Below are 25,026 nucleotides of genomic sequence, written 5' to 3' on the forward strand. Positions count from 1 at the left end.
CACATGATGACAGCAGTTCAGGCCAGGAGCGACGAGTTCGGCGGGGCCGTCAGCCTGCTCGTCGTCCTCATGGTGCCGGTATGCACATTCGCTGCCGTCGTGGCCATGGCGGTGCCCCAGCGGCTTGCCGCCGAATCGTCGTTGGACAGTTCGGCCGAGGACCTGGCTGCGCTCGCAGCCGCCGTGCACAGTGCTTCGGGCCCGAACCAAGGCCCTCTCAACCCGTTCTTCCCCGACTGCCTCGTGCCTGTTGCAGACCCGCCGAGGAGCGACATGGGCGACGCCGGGAGCGACATGGGCGACGCCGAGAGCGACATGGGCGACGCCGAGAGCGACATGGGCGACGCCGGGAGCGACATGGACAGTCCCGAGAGTGACTCGGACAGTCCCGAACCGGTGGCCCATCTGCTGCAGCCCTGCGAGACCCTGAGCACCGCACTGCTGGAAGACTTGGGGCGGCTGGGATTCGACGGTGCCTCGCTGCGCGGCTTCTACAGCACTCCCTACGCCGATGCGGGCCCGGACTCCGACGGATGGACGCTGCCCTGCCATGACGGCGGGCGCACCGCGGTAGCCGACGCGGTACGAGTCGGGCTTGTCGCCGACTGGAACCAGGCCAGCTGGGCCGCCGCGCAGGTGTGGCCCAGCGGGCTGCCCATGGCATCTGAAGCCATCGGACGGCTCACCTACGAGATTCCCCACACCCCTGCCGGCGACGCAGGCATGCACGAGTGCGGCACCCGACTGGAGCTGATGGCGCCTGACGGTCGGCCGGCATGGCAGGCCGGACGGCCCGACGCCAGAGAATTCGCCGAGTCGGTGCCGACTCGGGCAGCTTTCGGTGGCTGAGTGATGCCGGCCGCACGACGCGCACGCCAGCAGCGGCAGCGGCGCCGGGAACCAGGCCGCGGCCGGGCCGATCCGACCCGCCGACGCAACGGTCGCAATGAGTCAGGTGCCACAGCGTCGCTGGAGCTCATGGCACTCACTCCCCTGCTGGCTCTGCTGGTGCTGCTCGTGCTGTGGTCCGGTCGCGCCGCACGAGCTGGGCTGATCGCCGATCTTGCGGCGGAGGAGGCAGCGGTAGCGGCCGCACTGTGCTGCGAAGACGACCCCGGCTCGCCGCACCTGATGCCTGCTGCGGTGCGCCGCGAACTCATGGCCGAAGCCGTGCTCTCATCGCGGCCCGGCCTCGACCACCTGTGCCTCCGAGGGCCCCAACCCGCCAGCAGCAGCGGCTTCGTGACCGAGGTGAGCACCGACCTGCCGGTTGCGGGATCGACCGATCTGATTCGCCCAGCAAGAGTCGTCGACGTGCACCTGACCTGCGAGACCGACGGGGCAGTCGCGCCCATGAGAGGCCTGTTTCCGACCGTGACTGTGCACGGACGCGCCGCTCACGTGGTCGTGGGCAGCGTCGCAGCGCGAGACAAGACCGCCGACACATCTGTGGGAGATGACACCTGCGAAACCGGCGACTGCGAACCTCAACAGACCCCATGAAGGGCGCTGCACTCGTCTGGGCCGCGGTGGCAACCTGGACAGCGCTCGCCGTGTACTCGGCCTGGACTGATCTGCGCAAAGCGATCATCCCCCGGCGCGCATGCTGGATCGCAGGCAGCACCATCGCGCTGCTGCTGGTCGTCGCGGCCGTATCGATGGGCGACCTTGCGCGATATCTGTGGACACTGGCCGGCACGGCCGGCGTCGCTGCGCTGCTCGAGGCCGCCTATCGCCGCTGGCCCGGCAAGCTCGGCTACGGCGATGTGCGTCTCATCATCGTCAACAGCATGCTCGCCGGCTGGTGGGGACCGGCTTGGCCATGGTGGGCCCTGCTCGGCGGGGCGCTCGCTGCGTGGCCCGCAGCCGCCGTCTCGGCCCTGCGCCGCGGGCGCGACGCACACATCCGCTGGGCACCGGCTCTCAGCATCGGCACGGCCGCTGTTGTCGGATGGCACCTGTGGACCGCGGGTCCCACCGGCTGAAGGCTGAACGCGCGATCATGAGATACTTAGATGTACTGCATGAGAGTCATGCACCTATCGCACGGATGAGGCCAGCCGCCATGTCGACAACCACCGATGCCGTAACCGATGTCCATCACGTTCCCGACGAGATGGTCCCTGGGTCTGCCACGCAGGATGAACGAGGTCTCACCACGCTCGAATGGCTTCTGATCGTGGCCGCTGTCGCCGGCCTCGCCGCGCTCGCCGTGGTGCTCGTCCAGAACGTCGTCGACGACACAGCCGAACAGCTCGGCGGCAGCAGCGCCCGCGAGACTGCCGCGAACGTTGCGGCCGACACGGTCATCCGCGAAGCGCAGACGGCGCAGCCCAGCGACGCGCGTTTCAACACGTGGCAGAAATGGGAGCTGTACTTCGCGGCCCGCTGCGAACGGCTCGAAATCCTCTACAGCGACACCAACCTCGACGTCACAGCGACATTCAAGCGCCCGACGGGCAAGGCGGTTGACGCTCAGCCGGACCCCACGGAACTCAACAGCGCCGACCCGGGTGTTGCCACCGCAACGAAGCCCCAAGTGATCTGCACGCGTAACACCAGCCCGTGACAATCAAGAAGCCGCGCCCATCGGCCTCGGCGTGACGGTGTCAGTAGTCGGGCGTGAATTCCCCGAAACGCTCCCGCTCGCCACGGACATCACGCACGTAGCAGACGGGAAACTTGTGCACCGCGTGCCAACCGCCACCCGCTTCGAGGATGCCCGGCGACCAGCGCGGCAAGGCTTCGGAATCTGCATAGGTGATCCCGATGCGGTCGCAGCGCGCTCCATAGCGGCGATTGAGCTGGTCGGTCTCGAACTGGTCGGCGGGGCGATGCGACCGCCACTCACGAGTCAAGGTATCTGCCGCAATCTCCGCGGCACGAAAGCGCGCACGGTGCCGGTTCGCCTCGATGCCCACATCGCGCACGACCGTCTGCACCGCCACAACAGCCAGCGCCACAAACGCCGCAACGCCCGCGGTCACCAGCAGCCACTCCTGTGTCGTCAACCCCGCCTCACCGCACCGCCGACGCGAGCGAAGGACTCCGATCACCATCGACAACGTACCGGCTCTAGAGGCTCAATTCGCAGGCGGCTGCTGGCAACCGCCTGAATTGCGGAGGCGCAATGTCTTTCCTTCCCGAATCGACACTCGGACTTGCCTTGGCACTGCTGGTGCCGCTGGCATCGCTGATGGTCAAGCGGCAACACATCGGCCGGGTGCTAGACGACGAGCCCCGCAAGGTTCGCATCATCTGGCGGTTGTTCCAGCGCCTCATTCCTCCCAAGGTTCTCCTGAGGCCCGAGGCGAGCCGGCCTGCCTAAAGGACCAGTCGAGCACTTCCCAGCCGGCGGTTTCGCGCTCCAACTGAAGCTGCACCCGAACCAACGCCTCTGGCACCTGAAGCGGTCGTTGCCGCAGTTCCGTTACGGATGGAAACGGACGGTCATCATCGCCACACCCGAGGAATATGAGGACCGAAGTGCTCCCCTGCGTGCGTTTGTGGTCAACCTGTGAGCGCTCAGGGGATGTCGCGGTCGATGCTCGGCGAACGCATTCGCAACGGGTTGCCATCGCTCGCGGAATCAGATTGGAACCGGTGGGAGAACTAACGCCGCCGGTGAACGACTGAGGGAACACCGCGAACCTCTTGCTGGAGTGGGTGAGCGACATGAACGGCACGGCCAGCGGACTCTTCGCGTTCGTGCCGATCGTGCCCTCGATGTCGGCGTCGCCGATGTAGATCAGCTCGGCTGTCTCCCAGCACAGATCACGCCCCGTCGTCGCTCCCTTGCACGCCCGCCAACCGCCAGGCCGCGGGTCTCCGCTCTGGCGCACCGCCCGACCGTCAAGCTGGAACTTCAACGAGGCGATCCGCTCAGCGCGTGCAAATCCTCCGGTCGTGCCGGCGTTGAATCTGGTCGGCTTGCAGTAGGCGTCGCGCAGCACATCGGCGACCTCGCGGCCGCCTTCGTACACATCGGCACGCTGATAGTGGTTCAGCGAGAGCGCAGCGGGCCAATTGTCGAGCTGCCAGTAGCCGACCCCGGGATGCCGGGACGCACGCGTCGGCGTGCGCCCCGGCGGGTAGAGATTCGCGTGGGTGTCCTTGCGCGACATGCTCATCGCGCCGTGGCGGATCGTGTCGACCGCGTGCTGCTGCCCGACGCGCCCGAGGTACGACTGAACGACAGTGTGACCCTCAAGCTCCCCGTGCGCGACGGCGTCACCGACAACGACGCCATGGTGCCGGACTTCGTCGCCGACGCGGTCAGCCCCGACACCGGCCCGGAATGGGCATCGAACTCAGCACCACATCACCAGAGATCTACGTGCTGAGGACCGCACTATTCGCCGTTGCCAACGTAGGGTGCTGCGCCGATCCAGACGGCAAACCTGACGCGGCCCTCACCCAATTCGCTCTCGCCGATGCCGAGCTGCGCGACGATCTCGGGGTCATCATCGGGATTCGGCACGTGGGACACCATGTGCAGCCTTGGGTCTGCGGGGCTCTGCCAGTCAAGATCGATGCGCGAGACAGGCCACCTGTCGACCGCCGCGCTCTGGGACCCCAGGTGGGCTGTGTTCAGCGGCGCGAGGATGTCGAGCGGCCTCAGTTCGTAGACGACTGGCACGGAAAGGTCCACGCCTGCAGCAGGGAAAGAGTAGGTGAACAATGCCAGATATGCGCGCAGGTCGTCGAAGCGGACTTGGCTGATCAGACTCTCGTAGAAGTCGCCGGTCTGCCACCCCGCGAGCGCATGGGGATCAGCGGTCCACGGGTGCGAAGCCGGCTCGGCGAATTGCGCAAAGGACAGGTACAACTCATGGATGCCGTCCTGCGGAAGCGCCTCACGGATCTGCTGCGGGTAGTCATAGGGCACATCGTGGGCGTTGCCCCACCAGGACCGCCCGAAGAAGAACACGAACGAGCGGGACAGATCCGCCTCGAGAGCCATCCGAGCGGCGACATCGACCCCGCTGCTCGCATCCGCATCGCCTTCCCAGTCCTCGATCTCGAACGGTGCCATCTCGCCGGGCTGGACCGACAACGGCCACTCGAAGGTGCGCCCATCTGCTGTCACCGTCACGTCGTACGCCCACAGCTCGCGGGACCAGTTGCGCACCATGCCGCGCAGCACCCCATCCACCACAGTCACCGAGCCCTCAAGCAGCCGCACCTCATCGATATCAGCGAAACGGATCAGCACCTCAGTCGGCACGCCGCCGTGCAGTCCGAACGGGGGTGTTTCAACGGTGTTCTCGTAACGCTCGCGGTGCTTCGCAATACGCTCCCGCTGGTAGGAAATCGCATCGTCGCGGGCTGCGAACCTGATGGTGTCGCCCCGGTCATTGGTCCTCAACGCCCACCGCGGCTTTAGACGCTGTGGGTCGACCGGGTCGCCATCGCAGCCCATCCGGCGACGATCGAAGATCAACTGCGGATAGGTGTTCTGGGGAAACAGGTCCCCTGCCCGATAGATCTGCCCCGTGATCGCCTCGAACGCCTCGGCATCGTCGCAGAGATCGAACACGCCGGACTCGTGCAGCACATGCTCAAGGCCGCTCCCCCTGAACGGGCCCTCAACATCGCGTGATTCCAGCGGCAACCGGCCCCGGCGAACAGCGACAGACGCGAAGAGATCGGCAGCACCGAACGGGACAGCATCCACCGCAGTGCGCATCGGCGCCTGCCCAGATTCCGACATCGCAAGACCGAGGTGGTCGCCGACCGACTCAGCCGCTGCACCTGGGATCGACTCCGACGGTGGCACCGTCACAGCAGACTCGTGAGGAACCCCAACGGCCGCGGCCAGACGGGAATCCGCCCCGTCTTGGCCCGTGCATCCAACGCTGAGCGCACAAACCGCCGCCGCACGACCGAGCACCCTGCGAAATCTCAGCAGACGGACGCCGCAATTCACACGCTCAATGCCGCTGTCACTCCGCATCAGGGAGCTTCCACGCGAACGTATGGGACCCGCGGCTCGGCTTGACACTGACCGCGTAACGCGTCCTCACTGCGGGTGGGCCCCGCCCATCCACATGAGCCAGCCGCCTCGCTGGCGGTCGGAATCCACGAAAAGGACCCAGACACTGTCGTCGAGCCAATCATTTCGCATGCGCGCCAATGGATACCTGTCCACCTCAGCGGTGCCGCCGTGCGCGAGCGCTCCGAAGAGGGTCAATCGTTCCACTTCGGACACGGTCACGGGGCGACGACCGTCGGCCAGCACTGGTTCACCCTGCTGATTGAGGCGGTATTCGACAAAGGCGACATAGGCCCGAAGATCGTCAATGCCGGGCTGGTAGCCGCTGTCGCGGCCGGGAATGCTGGGATGGGACAATGCCCCGCCCAGTTCCGCAAAGGAGAGCCACAGTTCGTGCCGACCGTCTTTCGGCAATATGTCGAGGACGCGTTCGGGGTAGTGGCTCAGCTCAGGTGAGTTCGCGTTGCCATAGAGAGTGCCGTTGACACCGCTGATACCCCAGTTGCGGGAGAGATCCGCCTCGGGAGCCATCTCCGCTGTCACGGTAAATGCGGGATAGTCCGAGCCGCTCCAGTCTTCGATCTCAAATGGTGCCAGTTCGCCGGGCTGAATGGACAGCGGCCATGACCAGCTGCGGCCCTCAGCGTGTACGGTCACGCCGTACGCCCACTGCGCGCGCGACCAGTTTCGCATCAACCCTCGCAGCACACCATGGTTCACTGCAACCGTGTCAGGCAGCACACGTACATCGTCCATTGGAGCGTCGCGGTCCGCAAACTCTATTAGCGGTTGAAAGCCGGTGCCGTTGGGGTCGACGCCGTATGCATGGGCGTCGATTGTGTTTCCGAACTTCACTTGATGCGACGCGAACCGCTCTTCCCGATATTCGAGGGCTTCCTCACGGGAATGAAATCGGACGCTGCCCCCTCGGTCGTTCGTACGCAGCGCCCAGCGAGGCTCGCTGCGCCCAGGTTCGACCGGTTCGCCGTCGCAGCCCATCCGAAGACGGTCGAACCGCAGCTCGGCATAGGTGTTCTGAGGAAACAGGTCCCCTGCCCGATACGCCTGTCCAGTGATCGCCTCGAACGCTTCGGCGTCAACGCACAAGTCGTAGACCTCTGATGTGCCGACAACAGTCTCCTGCCGGGCACCGTGCAACGGCCCGGACGGGTCGTAGGCACTCAGCGGAACCCGCAACCGGACACCCGCCGGGCCGTTTATCACGTCTGCTATGCCGAACGGCACAGACTCAGCCGTGCGCCCAACACTCATCCGACTCAGCACAGGCTCGTTCCCGACTCTCGCCTCGGTCAGAAGCTCCCGGCGGCCGTTGGCTCCAAGACCGGACTGCTCAACGCGTTCCTGTACCACTGGCACCGATAACGACGAAGCAGTCTGCGGGAGTGAACTACTGCCTGCGCAGCCACCAGCGAACATTGCACCCGCCACCAGCACGATGCAAGACGACACGCGCCGTCGATGCCCGTCACAAGGGGTCACCACCAATCGAGTGTTCTGCCGTTCAGTGGCCGGCATCGCGGATCTTCTGGGCGAAGGTACGGGGTCCGCTGTTGAGCGTGGTGCTGACCCATTCGCACACGCTGCCAGCCTCCACAGCGACCACTCGGCAAATCTCCACCTGCAACACGAGTCGGCCGAATCGGCCCGGTGTCCACGAAGAAGCGGAGGTATCTCGAACGTTGGTCTCGACAGGAACTGCCTTGATCAGCGTGGTCTGGGTCCCGAGGAATGACTCGGGAAACACGGCGAATCTCTTGTCCCCGTTCCCGTTGTCGTGGGTGAAAGACATGAATGGTGCGGCCAAGGGGCTGAGGTCGCCTGTGATGCCGGACACGTTGTCGTCTTGCATCCAGCCCTCCTCATTGTCAGTGTCATAGAACCAGCAGTCGAAGTCCACGCCGCCGCTGCCCCAGCGGCACTTGAGCCTCGAGAGGCCTCCGCTGGTGCTGAATTCGTTGCGGTGGTCGCGCACAACGGGTGCACCGCCGGAGTGTGTGCCGTTATAGGCGCGGAACTCGGTGCTGTAGGAGGTGACGTGCAGGTCGTCGGTGCGCTTCACCCACAACTTCAGATACGACAGCCGGTAACAGGTCCGCGAAGAGTTCGATTGGCACGCCAGCCACGGTTGGAGCGCTGAGTTGATGGCCGACTCCATGCCACCCTCACTAACGGTGCAAAGCGCTTCGGCCAAGTACTCGGCAACCACCTGGCCGCCAACTCCGATTTCGGCACGGTCGCCGTGACTCAAATGTCGGGTTCGCCATTCGTCTGTGACTGGATTCGCCCAAGTGTCGTCAAGCTGCCAGAGCCCGACGCCGGGGTGCCAGAACGCACGGTCAGGAGGGCTTGTGCTGTTGTTCGAGTGCAGCGCAGTACTCAGATCCTTGCGTGATACTGCCATCGGGGAGCGGCCGGGGTCGCGCTGCACATAGAACTCATCGTCCTGTTGCTGGCCGTCGTTGTTGTCGTCTATCCACCACGAGCGAGGCACTTCCCACAGCGGTATCGACAGCATGATGGCGGCGATTCGGTTGGCCGTGGGTGTGCAGGCGCGGGTGGTCCCCGGGGAGGGGTTCATGTAGGCGTCGCGTGCGTCTTTGGCGACTTTCTTCACTCCCCACAGGGTGCCCAGCGTGACGGGATACTTGCGACCCCGGCCTGTCTCGGTAACGCGGTCCTCGGGGTAGTTCGTCGTGGAAGCCTGTGCTGCGGCGCGTACGCACAGATGGCCGTTGCGGTCGCTGGCTGCCAGACCGGTGCCGCACGCCGCGGCGACATCGAACTCCACCGTCGACATCGTTGAACTCGTCGACGATGCGCTGCGCGCCTGGCTCGCGGCTGTCGGCGATGGCTTGGCGAGGGTCAGCACGACCCGATGCGTGTCAGCCATGTCCGCGGTCACCGCGAGGCTGCTGCGGCTACCGGTACGCCCCGTCGACCAGTCCAGGGTCGGCGGCGAAATCGACTGCACCCTCGCCACGTAGTCACCGGTCTCGAACCCGATAGCAAGCGTCTCATCGACGACTGCGTCGTAGCTGGCTTGCAGGCCGGTGAGGGTCGCTTCGACGGTCAGGTCGTAGTCGCCGGTGGTGCGGGCGGGGTTGGTGGTGCTGTGGGCGTGGTAGGTGGTGGCCTCGATGGTGTAGTGGCCGGGTCGGAGGAACACGTCGACCAGGCGGCTGTCGCGCCAGTGCAGGCCGTGGCTGGCGGCGTTTTGGGCGTCGTCGTTGTGGGTGATGTAGGTGCCGGTGCCGTCGGGTGTGTGGCCTCGCAGGAGTACCAGGTAGGTGTCGATGCGCTGGGTGTTCGTCGCTGCTGACTCGAGGGTGATGGTGACCCAGCCCGGGCTGTTGAGGGTGAAGGTGTGCCGGCGGGCCTGATAGGTGCTGGTGGCGGTCTTTCGGGGGTGGCGGGTCGAGGTGCAGCCGTCCGTGGCGGCGAGGGTGCCCGTTGTCGGCGGGGTGGCTGCGGTGAGTGCGCCCAGGGGTGTGTCGCAGTCGTCGCTGTTCGCGGTCGGTGTGGTGGTGGTCGGCGGGGTCGGTGTGGTGGTCGTCGGCGGGGTCGTTATGTCTGTGGGTGCGGGGGCGACGCTGAACATGTCTGCGATGTCCACTGAGGACGCATTGGGCTGGGGTGTGGCGGTGTCGTCGTCGAGACCGCTGATCTCCGCATCAACCGGCGGCGGTGGTGCCGCGTCCGCGGTGAACAGCGCGCGTGAGGTTGCGGTGTCGGCGTCCTGTGAGCACTCCGCGGTCACGGTCACTGACGTGCCCGCAGGCACATCCATGGACACGGTGCGGGTCGCGGCGTCGCGTTCAGGCGACACCGTCGCTCTCGAAGGCCCCGCCGAGCAGATCGCATCAGTCGGGGACAGCTCGATGTCGTCGGTGACCGTGGCTGTGAGCCGCCCGGGGCGGGCGTCGCGTCGGCGTCCGCGAAGCCGCTGATGTTCACACCCGACGGCGGCGGGGCGCCCGCGACGGTGGCCGTGAGGGTGAAGCTGCCGGTCTGGCGCGGCGCCGCCGTGGACGCCTCGATCGCATAGTCGCCCGCCGCGAGCGGCAATGCGTCCGACAACGCGTCCGCGTCCGTGCCCGTATCGTCGTCCTCGACCACAGAATCACTGCACGCCGTCATCAAGCTGAGGGTGCGCAGCACCCGTCCACAGTATGAACCCGCCGTGCAGGGTGCCTTCGCGGGGAAAGCGCCGGTCGCCGATCACGACGAACTCGTCGTCAAAGCGAACGGTGTCCCAGTAGGTCCCGCCGGGCTCGCCGAACTCGTAGCCGTCCCTGGCCAAGTCCGCGTGGATGTCGAACAGCACAGCCACAAACGCAGCAATAGGGGATCCATGACGAGGCTCCGCCAGCGGATGCGGCAAGCGGGTCACCTCCTCGAACCGCTCGGCCACGCCCCTGCCGTCGTAGGAGGTCACGCCCACCGTCGGTGCCGGCCCAACATCGACGACGCGGCCGTGGCTGTCAAATAGGGCGCCATAACCTCGCAGATCCGCGACCGCGAAGTCATCGTAGACATCGCGCAGGCTCAAGTGCGAAGTCGCACCTCGTAACGGAACCGACAGCACCTCCACCGACCCGAGCGACACCGATCCCGCCGCGACATCGCCGGTGACATGCACATAGCGGTCCCGCACCGAGTCAGGCAGCCCCCGGCGCGTGAGCTCGCCGACCCGCAGCACACGCGGGTACCCGGAAGCGAGCTCCCATGCCCGCGACGGGTCCGCATGCCAGGACAACTCTGCCGTGACGTCGATGTCGATCAGCCCGGCATCAGTCGGGCCGTCCCAGCCGCCGATCTCGAACGGAGCGACCTCGCCTGGCTGAACCGACAACGGCCACTCGAACACATGCTCCCCGGCAGCCACGGTCACCCCGTAGGCCCACAAGCGCCGCGACCAGTTCCGCACCAGCCCGCGCAGCACACCGCCCGACACCGCAACCGTCCCAGACAGCACCCGCACCTCATCGACCGGCGCATCGACCGGCGCGAACCCGATCCCGAACGGCTCGCCCTGGCCAAGCCCCAAACTGTTCACAAACCCGAACCCATCCACATTTCGCGGCAAACCCGTGCTCTCGCGCTCGGCGCGCTCGGCTTCAGCCCAGCGCTCGTCGACCCACACCTGGGCCTGCTCGCGTGTGGGGAACGCATCGCTCTCATTGTCGCTCCACGGCCCTCTGAAATGGACACTGAACCTGCTGTCGGAGCGGCTTGTGTCAGGGCAGGCAGGGCGATACTTGCGGTCGGCGCGCTCGCCGAACACGTACTCAAGAGAGTGGTAGTCGCCGCCGGCGACGTTGCCGTGCTCATCGAGTTCCCAGCAGCGGTCGAAGATCCGCGCCCACGACTGCCGATACCAAGACCTGTTCCCAGACGTACCCCGACGGGCCCAAAGCGGCCCCGGCAGGTCGCCGGCTCCTATAGAGCGCTGCAGTCCGGAAGCGGGCCGCCCAGCGCCGATCCACAAGTCCGCGTCGCCGAACGGTCCCGACGCGTCAGCGGCGCGGCTCGGCATCGCAGGCGATGGCGCTGGCGAGCCGCCTGCGGGTTCTGTTGTGTCGGGCGGCGACGCATTCGGGTCGCTGTCCGCTGGGGCCGCGCCGACAGGAGCTGTCGCGGCCGGGGCCCGTGTCGGCTGGGGCGGCTCGGGCCGAGACCGGGTCGGAGGGTCACCGGTGCACGCGGCTGCGAGCAGCGCCATGCACATCACGACCGCCGACGCTGATCGGCGCCGCGCCCGATGGCGTTCAGGACCCATCGAAGCCCAGCCTCTCAGCGAGGCTCGTGCCGTTCGCGCTCAGCCACTCACACGATCGGCTGTCGCCGTCGGCGAGCACCCAGCCGGAGTCGTCGCAGATCTCGATCTGGAGCACCGAGTCGTCGATCTCGTTCGCGGGGGTCCCCAGCCGGTCATAGTCGCCGCTGGACCACAGCCCCGGCCCTGCTTTCTCCTCGTCGCGCACGTCCGCTCCTTCGGGGACCGCCTTGATCCACGTCGCGAACGAACCGGTTGTCGTGTGGCCGGCGGGCTTGAGCGCAGTCATGACCGGACCGGGGAACACCGCCATGCGCTTCTCGTCATAAGTGAACGCCACGAACGGCGCCGCGAGCGGGCTCCGGTCGGTGTCATAGCCCCACTTGTGCGAGTCCGCCGCGTTGCCCTCAGGACGCTCGGTGTCATAGACGAAGCAGTCGAACACAGGGGTCCACGCGTCGTGCCAACGGCAGCGATGCGCGCTCACGCCGCCGTCGGTGCTGTACTCGCCGGCGTTGTGCGCGATCGTGACATGCAGATCGTCGCTGCCGCCCGTATGGGTGAGCAGGATCCTCTCGTGCATGGTGAAGCACAGACTCGGACGGCAGGCGAACCAGGTGTTGCTCATGTAGGTCTTCAGCGAGTTGAGCCCTTCGTCGCAGAACTCGGCCGCCAGCTTCGCCGCGATCACTTCCGCGCCTGTGTCGTCGTCATCGATATCGCCGTCTTCGTCTCTGGGCCCGGTGCTTGTGTCGGCTCGTTGGCCGTGGTTGAGGGTTCTCCACGCCCCGCCGGCGTCGTCGAGCTGCCACCAGCCCACCCCGGGATGGAAATACGCGCGGCGCGGCTCGTCCCACACGCCGCTGTCCTCATAACCGGCCGCGTCGTTGAGGTAGTTGTACCGATTGTGAAACCCGGCTCTCAATTGCAGCGCGTAGGTGTCCCAGCGCCCGACGGTCATCGGCGACGGCGCCGCCGAGCCAGCGGTGCCCGAGCCGATCTCGTGATACCCGATCGACAGCATGAACGCAGCCAGCTTGTTCACGCTCAGCCCGCATGTGTCGCGGTCGCTGCGCGCTGCCAAGACGGCTTCGGCGGATGCCAGGACCCCGTTGAGGGTGCCGGGGGTCACCCGATACTGCGCTCGGCTCAGCGGCGAGCCTTGGTTCGCCGTGCTGCTGATGCACAGCACCGTCGCGGCACCCGAAGGGTGCCCCTCGGCCGTGCAGGTCACCGTCACCCGCTCGACAGCGCCCGAGCCCATCGTGACGCCCAGCGTGCGAGCACCCCCAGCGCCCTCAGTGACCGTGCCCAGGGTTGATGCGCAGCTCGCGTCCGGCGGAACCACGGTGAACGAGTCGCTGAGCGGCACCAGCGTGGCGGGGTCCCCCACAGGCTCGATGGCGTCGTCGAGCCCGTCGAGGTGCACCGTCACCCCGACGCCATATGAACCGGTGCGCCGCGAACCGTAGGTCGCCGCCTCGATCGTGTAATCGCCCGCAGCCAGCGCATAGCTGTCGATCAACGCATCCGCGCCCGAATCGTCGTCCTCGACCAGCCAGTCACCGCACGCTGCTGTGGAGCCGGGGATACGCAGCGCCGATCCAGAAGAGGTAGCCGCCTTCGATGTACTCGCGCCACCAATCGCCGTCCTCCGGCTCGAACTGCAACCGCACGGCGTAGTTGCTGGGGGGCAGCCGCCAGTTGTCCCATTCGAGGTCGGGCCACGGTGCGTGCACGTCGAGGCGGAGGCTCACACGGAACGGGCCGAAGTCGCCGTGGGGCAGGCTCGGAACGTCCTCCCAGCGCCGCCGCTGCCAGTAATTGTTTTCGCCGTCGTCGTCCGCGAGCCAGAGCCGCACCGCGGGCGCCGCCGCGACGTCGACGATGCGGCCGTCGCGGTCGAACAGCGCCCCGTAGCCGCGCAGATCCGCGACTGTCAGGTTCTCGATGTCGTCGCGGAGGCTCGGGTGCGAGTCGGGAGCGTGCGGACGCGCGCCGTCCCACTCGAGCACGCCGACCGACACCGCGTCGGCTGCAACATCGCTCGTGACCTGCGGGTACCGGTCGCGCACCGCCTCGGCCAGCGTGCGATGCGCGTAGTCGCCCGCCCACAGGTGTAGATCGGACGATCTGTCGAATGCCCGAGACGGGTCCGTGTGCCATGACATGTCCGCGTCGACGCTGATGCGGATCAGGTCGGAATCGGCTGGGCCTTCCCAGCCCGGGAGCTCGAACGGGGCGATCTCGCCGGGCTGAACCGACAGCGGCCACTCGAACACGTGATCGCCGGCGGACACGGTCACCTCGTAGGCCCACAGTTGCCGTGACCAGTTCCGCACCAAGCCGCGCAGCACCCCGTCGCGCACCTTTACCGTCTCGGCCAGCACCCCGACTTCGTCGAGCGGGCTCTCCCACGGCGCGAACCAGATCCCCCCCAGAAGCTCAGGTTGCGCGGCATCGCTGCTCTTGAAACCCAGCGTCGCGCCGAGGGGAACGGCCTGGCTGCGCGCCGATTCGGGCGGCCGCTTCAGCAGCGGTCCGGGTCGGTCGCCCGGCTCCAGCGGACGCTGCAGGCCCGACGGACCAGCTTGTGCGCCCTGCCACACATCAGGCTGCCCGAACGGCCCAGACGAGTCCGCGGTGCGGCTCGGCAAAGGCGGAACACCCGGCCCGGCGTCGCCGGCCTCGGCTTGGCGAATGTCGATGTCTGTTGGCCGCGGCGCGACGCCCGCAGTGGTGCTCGTCGTGCTGGCCTCCGCAGACCGATGCGTCGGCGACGGGGCTTGAACTGTCGCCGGGGTCCGCTCCGCGGTGCTGCACCCCACAATGAGCACGACCAGACACAGTGCCGCCAAAGCCCGCCGAACCGTTCCAATGCTGACCTCAGCTTCCATCTTGGGCTCCCGTCAGCGAAGCGAAGCGGGCATCGTCGGCGCTCACCCAGCCGCACCTGTCACCGCCGGCGATCACCCAAGCAGGCTCGTCACAGACCAGCATCTGCAGCACTGCACCGCCGTATGCGCCGGTGGACCACGTGTTGGCCTCACCGCGAGCGTTCTCGGTCTTGGGCGCTGCCTTGTAGCGGGTCGAGTCGACCGAGTCATCGGACGGATACAGGACCTTGTCGGGGAACACCGCGAACCGTTTCTGATCATCACTGAACGCCACGAACGGCAACGCCAGCGGGCTCGACCCCAGCCCGCCGTCATCAGGCGGCCGCGCAGTGGTGGACGTAATGCCAGCGTCGATCCAGCCCTGCGGATGCTTGGTGTCATAGAAGAAGCACCCGAACGGCGCCGGCACGAGACCATCGATGCCTCCGACCGCCCAATGACAACTGTGCGTACTCACGCCGCCGGCCGTGCTGTAGGAACCCTCGTCCTGGCTGACCGTCACGTACAAGTCGTCGCTGTCGTCGAGATAGATCCTGTTGTACACCTCGATGCACTTGAGGGGCTTGCACGCATGCCACTGACGCATCTTCATTCCGACCCCGCCGACCCCGCCAGAGTTCTCGCAGTAGCTCTTCGCGAGCAGATATGCGACGGCTTCGCCGCCGGAGTCCATGCTGTCGCTGTCGTGTACCCCGTCGCTCCCAAGCCCGGTGTCGGCGCGCTGGCCGTGGTTGAGCGCCACCCACCCGTCATCGGGGTTGCCGGCGTCGTCAAGCTGCCACAGCCCGACGCCAGGGTGGAAGAACGCCCGCGCTGGCCCTTCGAGCCGGCGGTCGTCGGAGTAGAGGTGCATCTGCCGGTTCGTGTCGTATCCCGCCCAGCGAGCATGGAACTGCGCGACGGTCTCGGTGAAGCTGCCCTCGGCGTCGGTGTGGCGGCCCCTTCGGCCGACGTCGCGGCGCGACAGCGCCATCGGGGACCGCGACGGATCAGGCCGCACCGCGTACTCGGCCTGCACCTCGCGGAACCCGATCGACAGCATGAACGCCGCGAGCTTGTTCGCGCTGAGCCCGCACTGCAGCCGGTCGCGGTTGCCGTTGTCGCTTTGTATGCGGATGGTGATGCCTCGGTGGTCGTGGACGAGGCGCGGTGTGAAGGTGATCGTGGCGGTTCCGGCATTCATCAATGCGGCGGTCGTTCAGGATACGCCGCTCCAATCCACAGCACGACTCCACCGTGGAAGATGCCTGTGCACAGCATCTCGCGGTCGATGTGTCGTACGCAAGTTGAGTATGGGCCGGTGCCGTCGTCAGAATCGGCGTACACGTTGCCGTCCGTATCCATCGACGGGCCATGCACGTCGAAAGCGACGCTTACCGAACTCCTCGCTACGTCATAGTCTTCGTGCGGCAGATACTGCACTTCAACGTACGATTCCGCGTCGGTGACAGGCCACAACTCCGACGGAAGCCAAGTGCCGACGGCGAGCACACTTGCCGGGCCGACGTCGATGACGCGGCCGTGGCTGTCGACCACAGCACCGTAAGCCCGCAGGTCTTCAACCGTCAGGCGCGCTATGTCATCGGCCAGGCTCGGGTGGGAATCCGGTGCAACCGGTCTGACGCCGTCCCAGCTGAAGACGCCGACCGAAACTGAGTACGGCTCGGCATCAGCCGTGACCTCGGGATAACGGCCGCGCAGGCGGTCAGCCAAGACACGCTGCGTCGAGGGCGCGACGTACAACATGTCCGGACGGCTGCCGTCGCCGAAAGCACGCGACGCATCGGCGTGCCACGACATGTCCGCGTCCATCGCGAACTGGATCAGCGAAGTGTCCGTCGGCCCGTCCCATCGGGGCATCTCGAATGGGGCGACCTCGCCCGGCTGCAGCGACAACGGCCAGACGAAGTCCCTACCATCGGCGCTGACCGCCACATCATAAGCCCACAGGCGCCGCGACATATTCTGCACGAACCCCCGCAAGACCCCGTCGCGCACCGTCGCCGACTCGCGCACCACACGCACCTCATCGACCGGCGCATCCCACGGCGCGAACCGAATGCCGGAGAATTGATCCACTCCCCCCAAACTGTTCGCCAGCCCGAAACCGCGGGCGTTCGACAGCAGCCCCTCGCTCTCGCTCACAACGCGCTCAGCCTCCGACCGGCGCGCATCGAGCCACATCTCAGCCATCCGACGCGTCGCGAACACCTCGCTGTCGTGGCCCCACGGCCCCCCGAAGTAGGCGCTGAAACGCTTCTCGGCGTTGCTGTCGTTGCTGCAGCTCGGGTGATACTTCAAACCGCGGTCGTCAGGGCCGAATACGTAAATGCGCGAGTGGTAGTCGCCGCCGGTGACATTGCCGTGCTCGTCGAGCTCCCAACAGCCGTCGAAGATTCGAGACCACACCTGCATATCGCCGAATCTGCCGGAGGGCGCACGCAAGACCTGCCACAGCGGCCCCGGCCAGTCCCCGGGGCCCAACGCTGCTTGCAACCCCGTCGGGGGCGCTCCTGCTCCCAGCAGCATGTCCGCTGTCCCGAACGGGCCTACTGCGTCCCCGCTCCGGGACGGTGCCGCCGCCACCGGATCGTCAGTCTCGGAGGTGCCGCTGGCTGCCGCATCGCCGCTCGCAGGCACAGCATCGCTCCCGTCGCCCATGCCCAGCACGCCGCCGGCCGCAACCGCCGTCGTCGCCGCAGCTCCGACAGGCACCGTCTGCGGCGGCGCGGTCTCTGCCGGGGGGGTGCCCGGTGAGGCGGCGCACCCCGCAGCGGCCAGCGCTGCGCACAGCCACGCTGCACTTCGCCGCCGGCCGCGGTCCCGTTGCCCGCTCATGGCGCCTTGATGCCCACCAGCACAGCAAAGTCCTCCGCGTTGACACTCACCCATTTGCATGACGACGGCGACGCTTCAGCACGAACCCAGCCCGCATCGTCGCAGAGCCAGACCTGCAGAGTGAACTCGACCGTGTCGCCGCCGATCGTCCGGTGAAACGTCATCGTGGGCCAGTCGTCATCTACCTTGCGTGCTCGCCCCCCGACAGGCACCGCCTTCATCCGGGTCGAATCGACCGGATCAGCACCATCGCTTACGAGCCAGAGCACCGGCCCCGGAAACACCGCGAACCGCTGCGCTGCACCGGTGAGCGAACTGGTGAACGACATGAACGGCGCAGCAAGAGGACTCTGTTCTGTACCGCTGCGATTCGGGGGCACATCACCGGTGGGGTTCAGATCATGCATGCGCCCCTCAGGACGCGACGTGTCATACAAAAAACAGTCAAAGCTCAGCGGCAACGAGCCGTCAGCGTCGCCGTCGTCCCATCGGCAGCGATGGGCGCTCACGCCTCCAGACGTGCTGTACCGACCCTCGTCTTGGCCGATGGTCACGTACAGGTCATCGGTGCCGTCCAAATACAGCTCCTCATACTGCTCGCTGATGCACAGCCCCGTCCCGCACGCCCCCCACTTGTTTCTCATCTTGACCCCGACCCTGCGGACACCCTGCTCGTCATCGGCGCCCTCGCAGTATTCGTCGGAGAACAGCTTCGCCATCGCCTCGCCGGCCGTATCGCCGAAATCGGCGTCGTCTCCGTCATCATCCAAGGGCCCTGTGCCGGTGTCGGCGCGCTGGCCGTGGTTCAGCGTGCCCCACTCGCTGAAGTCGTCGATCTGCCACCAACCGACCCCGGCATGGAAGAACGCACGCGCAGGCCCATCAGCGGGATCGTTGTTGGAGTACAGACGCCGGTTCTCATCACGACGCTCTTGGCTCAGGAACCTGTTTGTGTAGCTGTCCGCGCGTCCCAGCGTCATCGGGGACCGAGCAGGCGACACAGCAATACGCCCGTTCGCTCTGTGCGGAATCTCGCGATAGCCGATCGACAGCATGAACGCCGCGAGCTTGTTCGTGGTGAGCCCGCACTGCAGCCGGTCGCTGCGCGCGGCGATGACTGCTGCGGCCGACGCGCGTATCCCGTTGAGCGTGCCAGGGGTGACCTCATAGCGGTCCACAGCGGGGGCGGGGTCGCTTAGTCCCTGGGTAACGCACAGCACCCCATTGCGTGTGCTGGTGACCTTGTTGTGCTCGCTGAGCGGATCCGCAGCCCCGCAGTCCGCGTCGAGGGTGATGTCGAGCAGCCGGGTGCGGTTGCTGTTGTCGCTTTGTATGCGGATGGTGATGTCTCGGTGGTTGTGGGCGAGGCGCGGTGTGAAGGTGACGGTGGCGGTGCCGGCGTTCGCGTTGATTGCGGGTCGGAGTTCCTCGTTGGCAGCGGCGCGCACGGCGATGTGGGCGTCTGGGGGCCAGTAGCGGAAGGTGACGGTCTCGGCGGCGCCCACGGTGGCGGTGTGGGATTCGGCGAGGCCGGCGGCGGTGACTTCGGCGGTGAGGGTGTAGCTGCCGGTATCGCCGATCCCGTACGTGGTCGCCTCCGCGACATAGTCGCCTGCGGGCAGCAGCCGCGGCCCGACGCGGCTGTCGTAGCGGTACCCGTTGGGGTCGCGGGCGTCGTCGTTGCGGATCGGCCGGTCCAGGCTGTCTCCTGAGAGCACCAGGTAGGTGTCCAGCCTGGGTTTCTCCGCAGGGTCCGATCGCAGGTCGACGGTGACCCATCCGGGCGCGTCGAGGGTGAAGGTGTGCCGGCGGGCGTAGTAGGTGCTCGAGCTCCGCGAGCGCAAGCTCGACGTGCACTCGGTGTCGTTGGTGATCGAGCCGGTGTGGGAATCGGCGCCGGGCTCGCCGGGGCTCAACGCGGTGCTGCACCGGTCGGCAGGCTCGGGCGCGGGGCACGACCCGCCCCCAGAGCCCGGCGGCCCCGACGTGGCGCTGCGCGTCGAGACACGGCCCGAAGCGCTGTCCTCTGAGGGACACGCCAGCGGGTGAGCGGGCCAAGGCCTGCCGGTGCGAGGTCGGCCGCGGTGCTCACTGTTTGGCGCGTTCGGGATGCGCGGCACCGATCCAGGTGATGAACCCGCCACAGACCAGCTCCACGCGCGGTCCGTTCCGCTCGTCGATTTCATCGATGAAATATGCCGTTGCGCGGTATTCGATGCCGGGCGCGCCGCATTCGTCTCCGATCCGCACGGCGCTGTGGATGTCGAACAGCACCACCACGATGGCGGCGAGTTGGGACCCAGGACGGGGTGCCGCCAGCGGGTGCGGCAGGTGCGTGATTTCCTCGAACCGCACTACTGCGCCTCTGCCGTCGGTATCAGCCGCGCCCACGGCCGGCGCGGGGCCCACATCGACAATGCGCCCCCGGCTGTCGAACACTGCCCCATAACCGCGCAGATCGCCAATGGCGAAGACCCCGTAGACGTCGTGCAGGCTCAGATGCGAATTGGAACGCCCTAGGGAAATCGAAGGCAACTCCACGGACCCGGCCGACACCGAACCCCGTGGAACATCGCCGGTAACGTGCGCATAGCGATCCCGCGCCCCATCAGGCAACAACCGACGCCTCAGCTCGCCGACCTCGAGCGCCAGTGGAATCTCAAATCTGTCCCTGAACGCCCGCGACGGGTCCGTGTGCCATGACATCTCGGCGTCGACGGTGAACTGGATCTGTTCGGGATCGGTGGGTCCGTCCCAGCCTGTGATCTCGAAGGGTGCGACCTCGCCGGGCTGAACCGACAACGGCCACTCGAATGCCTGCTCCCCGGCGGACACGGTCACCTCATACGCCCACAGGCGCCGTGACCAGTTGCGCACCAGACCGCGCAGCACACTGCCCGACACCGCAACCGTGTCGGGCAGCACCTGGACCTCATCAACCGGCACGTCGAAGGGCGCGTACATGATCCCGAATGGCGAATGGCTGCTCTTGACGCCGAACGGGGACGTGTCGGTCGGCAGCGTCGTCCTGCGGGCCGTGTCGTCCTGCTGCCGCGCGATCCACTGCTCTGCCCGTGCGCGCGTCGCGAAGTACCTCCAGTTGCGGCTCGACGTCCCATAGGTCACCTCGAAGCGATGCAACGACATACAGCGCTCCAAGCGATCCGCCAACCATGGATTCAGCCAAAACGCAGTTCCCGCTGCCTCGGCTTTCGCCAACAAGTCCGGGAGATCGCACGTATCGCGCACCGCATACTCAGCACCCGGCGCGGTGCCTCCAAAGCTCAGCAGCGTCCCAGGGATGTCACCGGCCCCCAAGGAGCGTTGCAGGCCGGTGGTGGGGGGTCCAGCGCCGATCCACAGATCCGGACGGCCGAACGGTCCGGTGGCGTCAGCGGTGCGCGACGGCATCGGCGGTGACGGCGGGTGCGGATCGGCTGCTGGGCCCGCTGTGTCCTGCGGTGGGGTTTGCCCGTTGTCACCAAGCGCGGCACCAGCCGAAGCAGTCACCGTCGGGGGCGAGGCCGAGCCGGAATCCTCAGGCTGGGTGCTCGGCGCACCGGTGCATGCCGCTGCGAGCAACGCCGTACCCAGCACGACTGCTAACCCGGCGACGCAGCGCACTCCGGGGCGTTCAGGATCCATCGAAGCCCAGCCGATCCGCGAGGCGCGTGCCGTTCGCGCTCAGCCACTCACAGGTTCTGCTGTCGCCGTTTGCGAGCATCCAGCCCGCGTTGTCGCAGATCTCGACTTGCAGCACCGAGTCGTCGGTCTCAACCGTGGAAGTGCTCAGCCGGTCGTAGTCCCCGCTGGACCACAGCCCCGGCCCTGCTTTCTCCTCGTCGCGCACGTCCGCTCCTTCGGGGACCGCCTTGATCCACGTCGCGAATGAACCGGTTGTCGTGTGGCCGGCGGGCTTGAGCGCGGTCGTGACCGGTCCGGGGAACACCGTCATGCGCTTCTCGTCATAAGTGAACGCCACGAACGGCGCCGCGAGCGGGCTCTGGCCGGTGTCATAGCCCCATCGGTCCGTGTCGGCCATGTTGCCCTCAGGGCGCTCGGTGTCATAGACGAAGCAGTCGAACACAGTGGTCCACGCGTCGTGCCAACGGCACCGATGCGCGCTCACACCCCCATCGGTGCTGTACTCCCCTCTGTTGCGCGCTGGTGTGACATGCAGATCGTCGAAACCGTCTGCATAAGTGAGATACAGCCTGTTGTATGTCCTCAGGCACTGCCCCGCAGCGCACGCGCCCCAGCCCGAGCTGTGCGCGATGCGTTTCCCGACCGCCGTGGTTCCGGTTACGCCGCCCCAGCCGCCGCAGTACGCGTCGGCGAAATCGTCCGCGATCACCTCCGCGCCGGTGTCATCGGGGTCCAGATCTCTCCCTTCGGCATTTCTCGGCCCGATGCTGGTGTCGGCGCGTTGGCCGTGGTTGAGGGTTCTCCACGCCCCGCCGGCGTCGTCGAGCTGCCACCAGCCCACCCCGGGATGGAAATATGCCCGTCGCGGCTCCGCGGTGACGCTGTCGTTCACGTAGTTGTAGAGGTTGTCGGTACGCAGCCCGTGAGTATCCGCGCGGCCGAGCGTCATCGGCGACGGCGCCGCCGAGCCAGCGGTGCCCGAGCCGATCTCGTGATACCCGATCGACAGCATGAACGCAGCCAGCTTGTTCACGCTCAGCCCGCATGTGTCGCGGTCGCTGCGCGCTGCCAAGACGGCTTCGGCGGATGCCAGGACCCCGTTGAGGGTGCCGGGGGTCACCCGATACTGCGCTCGGCTCAGCGGCGAGCCTTGGTTCGCCGTGCTGCTGATGCACAGCACCGTGTTGTTCACGCTCGGGGATTCTCCCGTCCCGCAGTCCGCGTCGAGGGTGATGTCGAGCAGCCGGGTGCGGTTGCTGTTGTCGCTTTGTATGCGGATGGTGATGTCTCGGTGGTTGTGGGCGAGGCGCGGTGTGAAGGTGACGGTGGCGGTGCCGGCGTTCGCGTTGATTGCGGGTCGGAGTTCCTCGTTGGCAGCGGCGCGCACGGCGATGTGGGCGTCTGGGGGCCAGTAGCGGAAGGTGACGGTCTCGGCGGCGCCCACGGTGGCGGTGTGGGATTCGGCGAGGCCGGCGGCGGTGACTTCGGCGGTGAGGGTGTAGCTGCCGGTATCGCCGATCCCGTACGTGGTCGCCTCCGCGACATAGTCGCCTGCGGGCAGCAGCCGCGGCCCGACGCGGCTGTCGTAGCGGTACCCGTTGGGGTCGCGGGCGTCGTCGTTGCGGATCGGCCGGTCCAGGCTGTCTCCTGAGAGCACCAGGTAGGTGTCCAGCCTGGGTTTCTCCGCAGGGTCCGATCGCAGGTCGACGGTGACCCATCCGGGCGCGTCGAGGGTGAAGGTGTGCCGGCGGGCGTAGTAGGTGCTCGAGCTCGACGGGCGCAAGCTCGACGTGCACTCGGTGTCGTTGGTGATCGAGCCGGTGTGGGAATCGGCGCCGGGCTCGCCGGGGCTCAACGCGGTGCTGCACCGGTCGGCAGGCTCGGGCGCGGGGCACGACCCGCCCCCAGAGCCCGGCGGCCCCGACGTGGCGCTGCGCGTCGTCGCGCCGCCGGAGGCGCCGCCGCTGGGACACGCCGGCGCGGCGGCGGGCGGCGTGGTGGCGGGCGGCGTGGCGGCGGGCGGCGTGGTGCCTGTGTCTGTGGTGTCGGTGTTTGTGGGTGCGGGGTGGGCGGTGAATCGTGTGGCGGCGAGGTCGCGGTTGGTGCGGTGGTCACAGATGACGATGACCCATACGGCGGTGCCGGCGGCCACGTCGAGGGTGACGGTGCGCGACGCGCCTGTGGCGGGTGCGACCTGGGGGGTGCCTGGGGTGGCTTGGGCGCTGCATCGCGCTGCGGCGGGGGTGACACCGAACGTGTCGGCGACTTCGGCGCTGGTCGCGTCTGTGTCGGGGGTCGCAGAAGCGTGGTCGAGGCCGTCGATCTCGACGTCGGGGACGGGCGCGGCGTCGGCGGTGAACCGGGCGTCGGCGGTGGCGGTGCTGGTGCTTGTCGTGCAGGTGACCGTGACCGTCACGGTGGTGCCCGCGGCCACGGTGTGGGTCACGGTGCGCGATGTGCCTGCGGCGGGTGCGATCGCGGCGCCGTGGGGCGTCGCGGTGCACGTCGCGTCGGCGGGGGCGACACTGAACGTGTCGGACGCCTCGGCGGTGGCGGCGCCCGCGGCGGGGGTCGCCGACGCGTCGGCGAGGCCGCTGATGACCACATCTGGGGGCGGGTCGGGGGCGTCTGCGATGGTGAGGGTCATGGTGAACGCGCCGTCCTGGCGGGGCGCCGCGGTGGTCGCCTCGACGGTGTAGCCGGCTGCGGCGAGGCTGACCGCTGACAGCAGCGCGTCGCCGCTGTGGGCGCCTGAGTTGTCGTCGTGGCGCGACAAGCTGCGGTCCGCGTTGGTGAGGTACACATAGGCGTCGGTGGACGAGGTCACCCCCGCCGTCGCGGTCGCCGCGCCGGCGACAGAGAACGTGTACCGCACCGCCCGGTAGGGCACCTGCGCGGAGCCCCGGTTGTCCGAGGTGCACCCCGCGGCCCATGTCCCGCTGCGGGTCACCGTGCCCGCCCCCAGCGCCCCCAGCGCCACCGAGCACCCCCCGCCGCCGCCGTCTGCGTCTGCGTCGTCGGGGCACGGGTTGGCCTCGTGGGTGCCGTCGTCGCGGTGGGTGCGGCAGTCGCCGTTCGCGGCGGTGTGGTCGGGATGGCACCACGAGCCGCTGTAGGTGTGCTCGTGGCGTCCCGACACGCACGCGTCGTCGTCATCGTCGTCGTCTGCGCTGTCGTCGGGGCACGGGTTGGCCTCGTGGGTGCCGTCGTCGCGGTGGGTGCGGCAGTCGCCGTTCGCGGCGGTGTGATCGGGATGGCACCACGAGCCGCTGTAGGTGTGGCGGTGACGGTCCGACACGCACGCGTCGCTGCCGCTGCTGGCGCCGCCGCAGCTTCGCGCGCGGGTGTAGCGGTCGTGGTAGTAGTGGTCGCCGTCGCCGCAATGGCTGCGATCGGCGTGATTCGCGTGCCAGTAGCCGTGCGGCGCAGAATGCTGCCCGCTGCGGTCGATCGGGGTCAGGCTCTCAGGATCGGGCGCCGACCCCCCATTCGACGGCGGCGCCGTCGTCGGCGTCGTCGGCGTCGTGGACCGCACCCCGCAGAAATGGCCGTGGCCGCTGTTCGCGCCCTCCGCCTCGCCGTAGCTGAACGCACCCGACCCGTAGCGATCCACGCAGTCATGGGCCTGCGCCGACGATCCCCCCAACACGCCCTCCGCCAGCCACCACGCCCCCACCAGCACACCCCCGGCCAGCACAAGACGCACCCACAGCCGCCACCCCTCGCCCCGCCGCGGCGCCCCCGACCCCGACACACCCATGAGCACAGCACATCAGACAATGAGACACACTGCAACACAGACCCCCGAGCCCAGGGCTGCGACTGCACGTGCTCGCCACCCCCGCAGAACTTCC

At 67.5% G+C, this 25,026-nt stretch carries 19 protein-coding genes; 6 read left to right on the top strand and 13 right to left on the bottom strand.

Translation table 11 applies throughout. From position 1 onward, the window contains the following. The first annotated feature begins 3 nt into the window (after nucleotides 1-3). From ACOCMM_RS16050 to ACOCMM_RS16065, 4 genes are all read left to right on the top strand, one after another. Nucleotides 4-849: a hypothetical protein gene (locus ACOCMM_RS16050; protein ID WP_419554133.1), complete on the top strand. Its 846-nt coding sequence runs from the start codon at nucleotides 4-6 to the stop codon at nucleotides 847-849. A 3-nt stretch (nucleotides 850-852) separates the two neighbouring features. Continuing rightward, nucleotides 853-1,503, top strand: coding sequence for a hypothetical protein (locus ACOCMM_RS16055; protein WP_419554134.1), 651 nt, complete (start codon nucleotides 853-855; stop codon nucleotides 1,501-1,503). After that, complete coding sequence (locus tag ACOCMM_RS16060; protein ID WP_419554135.1) at nucleotides 1,500-1,985, top strand: prepilin peptidase; 486 nt, start codon at nucleotides 1,500-1,502, stop codon at nucleotides 1,983-1,985. The genes ACOCMM_RS16055 and ACOCMM_RS16060 overlap by 4 nt, the downstream gene beginning before the upstream one ends. An 80-nt stretch (nucleotides 1,986-2,065) precedes the next feature. Continuing rightward, complete coding sequence (locus tag ACOCMM_RS16065; RefSeq protein ID WP_419554136.1) at nucleotides 2,066-2,569, top strand: hypothetical protein; 504 nt, start codon at nucleotides 2,066-2,068, stop codon at nucleotides 2,567-2,569. Nucleotides 2,570-2,609: 40 nt separating this feature from the next. Here ACOCMM_RS16065 and ACOCMM_RS16070 read toward each other — a convergent pair whose 3' ends face one another. After that, nucleotides 2,610-3,011, bottom strand: coding sequence for a hypothetical protein (locus tag ACOCMM_RS16070; protein ID WP_419554137.1), 402 nt, complete (start codon nucleotides 3,009-3,011; stop codon nucleotides 2,610-2,612). A gap of 267 nt (nucleotides 3,012-3,278) precedes the next feature. Continuing rightward, nucleotides 3,279-4,124 (bottom strand): hypothetical protein, encoded by an 846-nt coding sequence (locus ACOCMM_RS16075; RefSeq protein WP_419554138.1) that lies wholly within the window; start codon nucleotides 4,122-4,124, stop codon nucleotides 3,279-3,281. 12 nt (nucleotides 4,125-4,136) lie between these two features. On the opposite strand from ACOCMM_RS16075, the gene ACOCMM_RS16080 reads away from it, so the two are divergent. Then, on the top strand, nucleotides 4,137-4,343 hold the full coding sequence (locus ACOCMM_RS16080) for a hypothetical protein (protein WP_419554139.1): 207 nt from the start codon (nucleotides 4,137-4,139) through the stop codon (nucleotides 4,341-4,343). Nucleotides 4,344-4,351: 8 nt separating this feature from the next. On the opposite strand, the gene ACOCMM_RS16085 is transcribed toward ACOCMM_RS16080, so the two are convergent. The 9 genes from ACOCMM_RS16085 to ACOCMM_RS16125 all read right to left on the bottom strand — a co-directional run bounded on the left by ACOCMM_RS16085 (nucleotide 4,352) and on the right by ACOCMM_RS16125 (nucleotide 19,371). After that, nucleotides 4,352-5,785, bottom strand: coding sequence for a hypothetical protein (locus tag ACOCMM_RS16085; RefSeq protein WP_419554140.1), 1,434 nt, complete (start codon nucleotides 5,783-5,785; stop codon nucleotides 4,352-4,354). Nucleotides 5,786-6,022: 237 nt separating this feature from the next. Beyond that, nucleotides 6,023-7,267 carry a hypothetical protein gene (locus ACOCMM_RS16090; protein WP_419554141.1) on the bottom strand — a complete coding sequence of 415 codons (1,245 nt, stop codon included), beginning with the start codon at nucleotides 7,265-7,267 and terminating at the stop codon, nucleotides 6,023-6,025. A gap of 250 nt (nucleotides 7,268-7,517) precedes the next feature. Then, nucleotides 7,518-9,842: a DVUA0089 family protein gene (locus tag ACOCMM_RS16095; RefSeq protein ID WP_419554142.1), complete on the bottom strand. Its 2,325-nt coding sequence runs from the start codon at nucleotides 9,840-9,842 to the stop codon at nucleotides 7,518-7,520. Between the two features lie 294 nt (nucleotides 9,843-10,136). Continuing rightward, nucleotides 10,137-11,795 carry a hypothetical protein gene (locus tag ACOCMM_RS16100; RefSeq protein WP_419554143.1) on the bottom strand — a complete coding sequence of 553 codons (1,659 nt, stop codon included), beginning with the start codon at nucleotides 11,793-11,795 and terminating at the stop codon, nucleotides 10,137-10,139. Continuing rightward, nucleotides 11,785-13,317 carry a hypothetical protein gene (locus ACOCMM_RS16105; protein ID WP_419554144.1) on the bottom strand — a complete coding sequence of 511 codons (1,533 nt, stop codon included), beginning with the start codon at nucleotides 13,315-13,317 and terminating at the stop codon, nucleotides 11,785-11,787. The genes ACOCMM_RS16100 and ACOCMM_RS16105 overlap by 11 nt, the downstream gene beginning before the upstream one ends. A gap of 37 nt (nucleotides 13,318-13,354) precedes the next feature. Further along, nucleotides 13,355-14,689 (bottom strand): hypothetical protein, encoded by a 1,335-nt coding sequence (locus ACOCMM_RS16110; protein ID WP_419554145.1) that lies wholly within the window; start codon nucleotides 14,687-14,689, stop codon nucleotides 13,355-13,357. Next, entirely contained in the window at nucleotides 14,679-15,872 is a 1,194-nt protein-coding gene (locus ACOCMM_RS16115; protein WP_419554146.1) for a hypothetical protein, read from the bottom strand. The genes ACOCMM_RS16110 and ACOCMM_RS16115 overlap by 11 nt, the downstream gene beginning before the upstream one ends. After that, nucleotides 15,872-17,527: a hypothetical protein gene (locus tag ACOCMM_RS16120; protein WP_419554147.1), complete on the bottom strand. Its 1,656-nt coding sequence runs from the start codon at nucleotides 17,525-17,527 to the stop codon at nucleotides 15,872-15,874. Before ACOCMM_RS16120 ends, ACOCMM_RS16115 begins: the two co-directional genes overlap by 1 nt. Continuing rightward, nucleotides 17,524-19,371, bottom strand: a complete 1,848-nt coding sequence (locus ACOCMM_RS16125) for a hypothetical protein (protein WP_419554148.1) — start codon at nucleotides 19,369-19,371, stop codon at nucleotides 17,524-17,526. The genes ACOCMM_RS16120 and ACOCMM_RS16125 overlap by 4 nt, the downstream gene beginning before the upstream one ends. On the opposite strand from ACOCMM_RS16125, the gene ACOCMM_RS16130 reads away from it, so the two are divergent. Next, entirely contained in the window at nucleotides 19,349-19,576 is a 228-nt protein-coding gene (locus ACOCMM_RS16130) for a hypothetical protein (RefSeq protein WP_419554149.1), read from the top strand. The genes ACOCMM_RS16125 and ACOCMM_RS16130 overlap by 23 nt on opposite strands. A gap of 39 nt (nucleotides 19,577-19,615) precedes the next feature. Here ACOCMM_RS16130 and ACOCMM_RS16135 read toward each other — a convergent pair whose 3' ends face one another. Beyond that, the gene (locus ACOCMM_RS16135) at nucleotides 19,616-21,172 is read right to left on the bottom strand and encodes a hypothetical protein (protein WP_419554150.1); all 1,557 of its coding nucleotides are present in this window, start codon (nucleotides 21,170-21,172) and stop codon (nucleotides 19,616-19,618) included. Next, nucleotides 21,162-24,932, bottom strand: coding sequence for a hypothetical protein (locus ACOCMM_RS16140; RefSeq protein ID WP_419554151.1), 3,771 nt, complete (start codon nucleotides 24,930-24,932; stop codon nucleotides 21,162-21,164). The genes ACOCMM_RS16135 and ACOCMM_RS16140 overlap by 11 nt, the downstream gene beginning before the upstream one ends. Between the last annotated feature and the right edge of the window lie 94 nt (nucleotides 24,933-25,026).

Origin of the sequence: Candidatus Poriferisodalis sp. (genome assembly GCF_965198245.1) — a bacterium.
Taxonomy (GTDB): Bacteria; Actinomycetota; Acidimicrobiia; order Acidimicrobiales; family Poriferisodalaceae; genus Poriferisodalis.

Excerpts from the sequence above, each read along its gene's own strand:
- ACOCMM_RS16050 (WP_419554133.1), top strand. The coding sequence starts at position 4 with ATGATGACAGCAGTTCAGGCCAGGAGCGACGAGTTCGGCGGGGCCGTC.
- ACOCMM_RS16055 (WP_419554134.1), top strand. The coding sequence starts at position 853 with ATGCCGGCCGCACGACGCGCACGCCAGCAGCGGCAGCGGCGCCGGGAA.
- ACOCMM_RS16060 (WP_419554135.1), top strand. The coding sequence starts at position 1,500 with ATGAAGGGCGCTGCACTCGTCTGGGCCGCGGTGGCAACCTGGACAGCG.
- ACOCMM_RS16065 (WP_419554136.1), top strand. The coding sequence starts at position 2,066 with ATGTCGACAACCACCGATGCCGTAACCGATGTCCATCACGTTCCCGAC.
- ACOCMM_RS16075 (WP_419554138.1), bottom strand. The coding sequence starts at position 4,124 with ATGTCGCGCAAGGACACCCACGCGAATCTCTACCCGCCGGGGCGCACG.
- ACOCMM_RS16090 (WP_419554141.1), bottom strand. The coding sequence starts at position 7,267 with ATGAGTGTTGGGCGCACGGCTGAGTCTGTGCCGTTCGGCATAGCAGAC.
- ACOCMM_RS16100 (WP_419554143.1), bottom strand. The coding sequence starts at position 11,795 with ATGGGTCCTGAACGCCATCGGGCGCGGCGCCGATCAGCGTCGGCGGTC.
- ACOCMM_RS16110 (WP_419554145.1), bottom strand. The coding sequence starts at position 14,689 with ATGGAAGCTGAGGTCAGCATTGGAACGGTTCGGCGGGCTTTGGCGGCA.
- ACOCMM_RS16115 (WP_419554146.1), bottom strand. The coding sequence starts at position 15,872 with ATGAATGCCGGAACCGCCACGATCACCTTCACACCGCGCCTCGTCCAC.
- ACOCMM_RS16120 (WP_419554147.1), bottom strand. The coding sequence starts at position 17,527 with ATGAGCGGGCAACGGGACCGCGGCCGGCGGCGAAGTGCAGCGTGGCTG.
- ACOCMM_RS16135 (WP_419554150.1), bottom strand. The coding sequence starts at position 21,172 with ATGGATCCTGAACGCCCCGGAGTGCGCTGCGTCGCCGGGTTAGCAGTC.
- ACOCMM_RS16140 (WP_419554151.1), bottom strand. The coding sequence starts at position 24,932 with ATGGGTGTGTCGGGGTCGGGGGCGCCGCGGCGGGGCGAGGGGTGGCGG.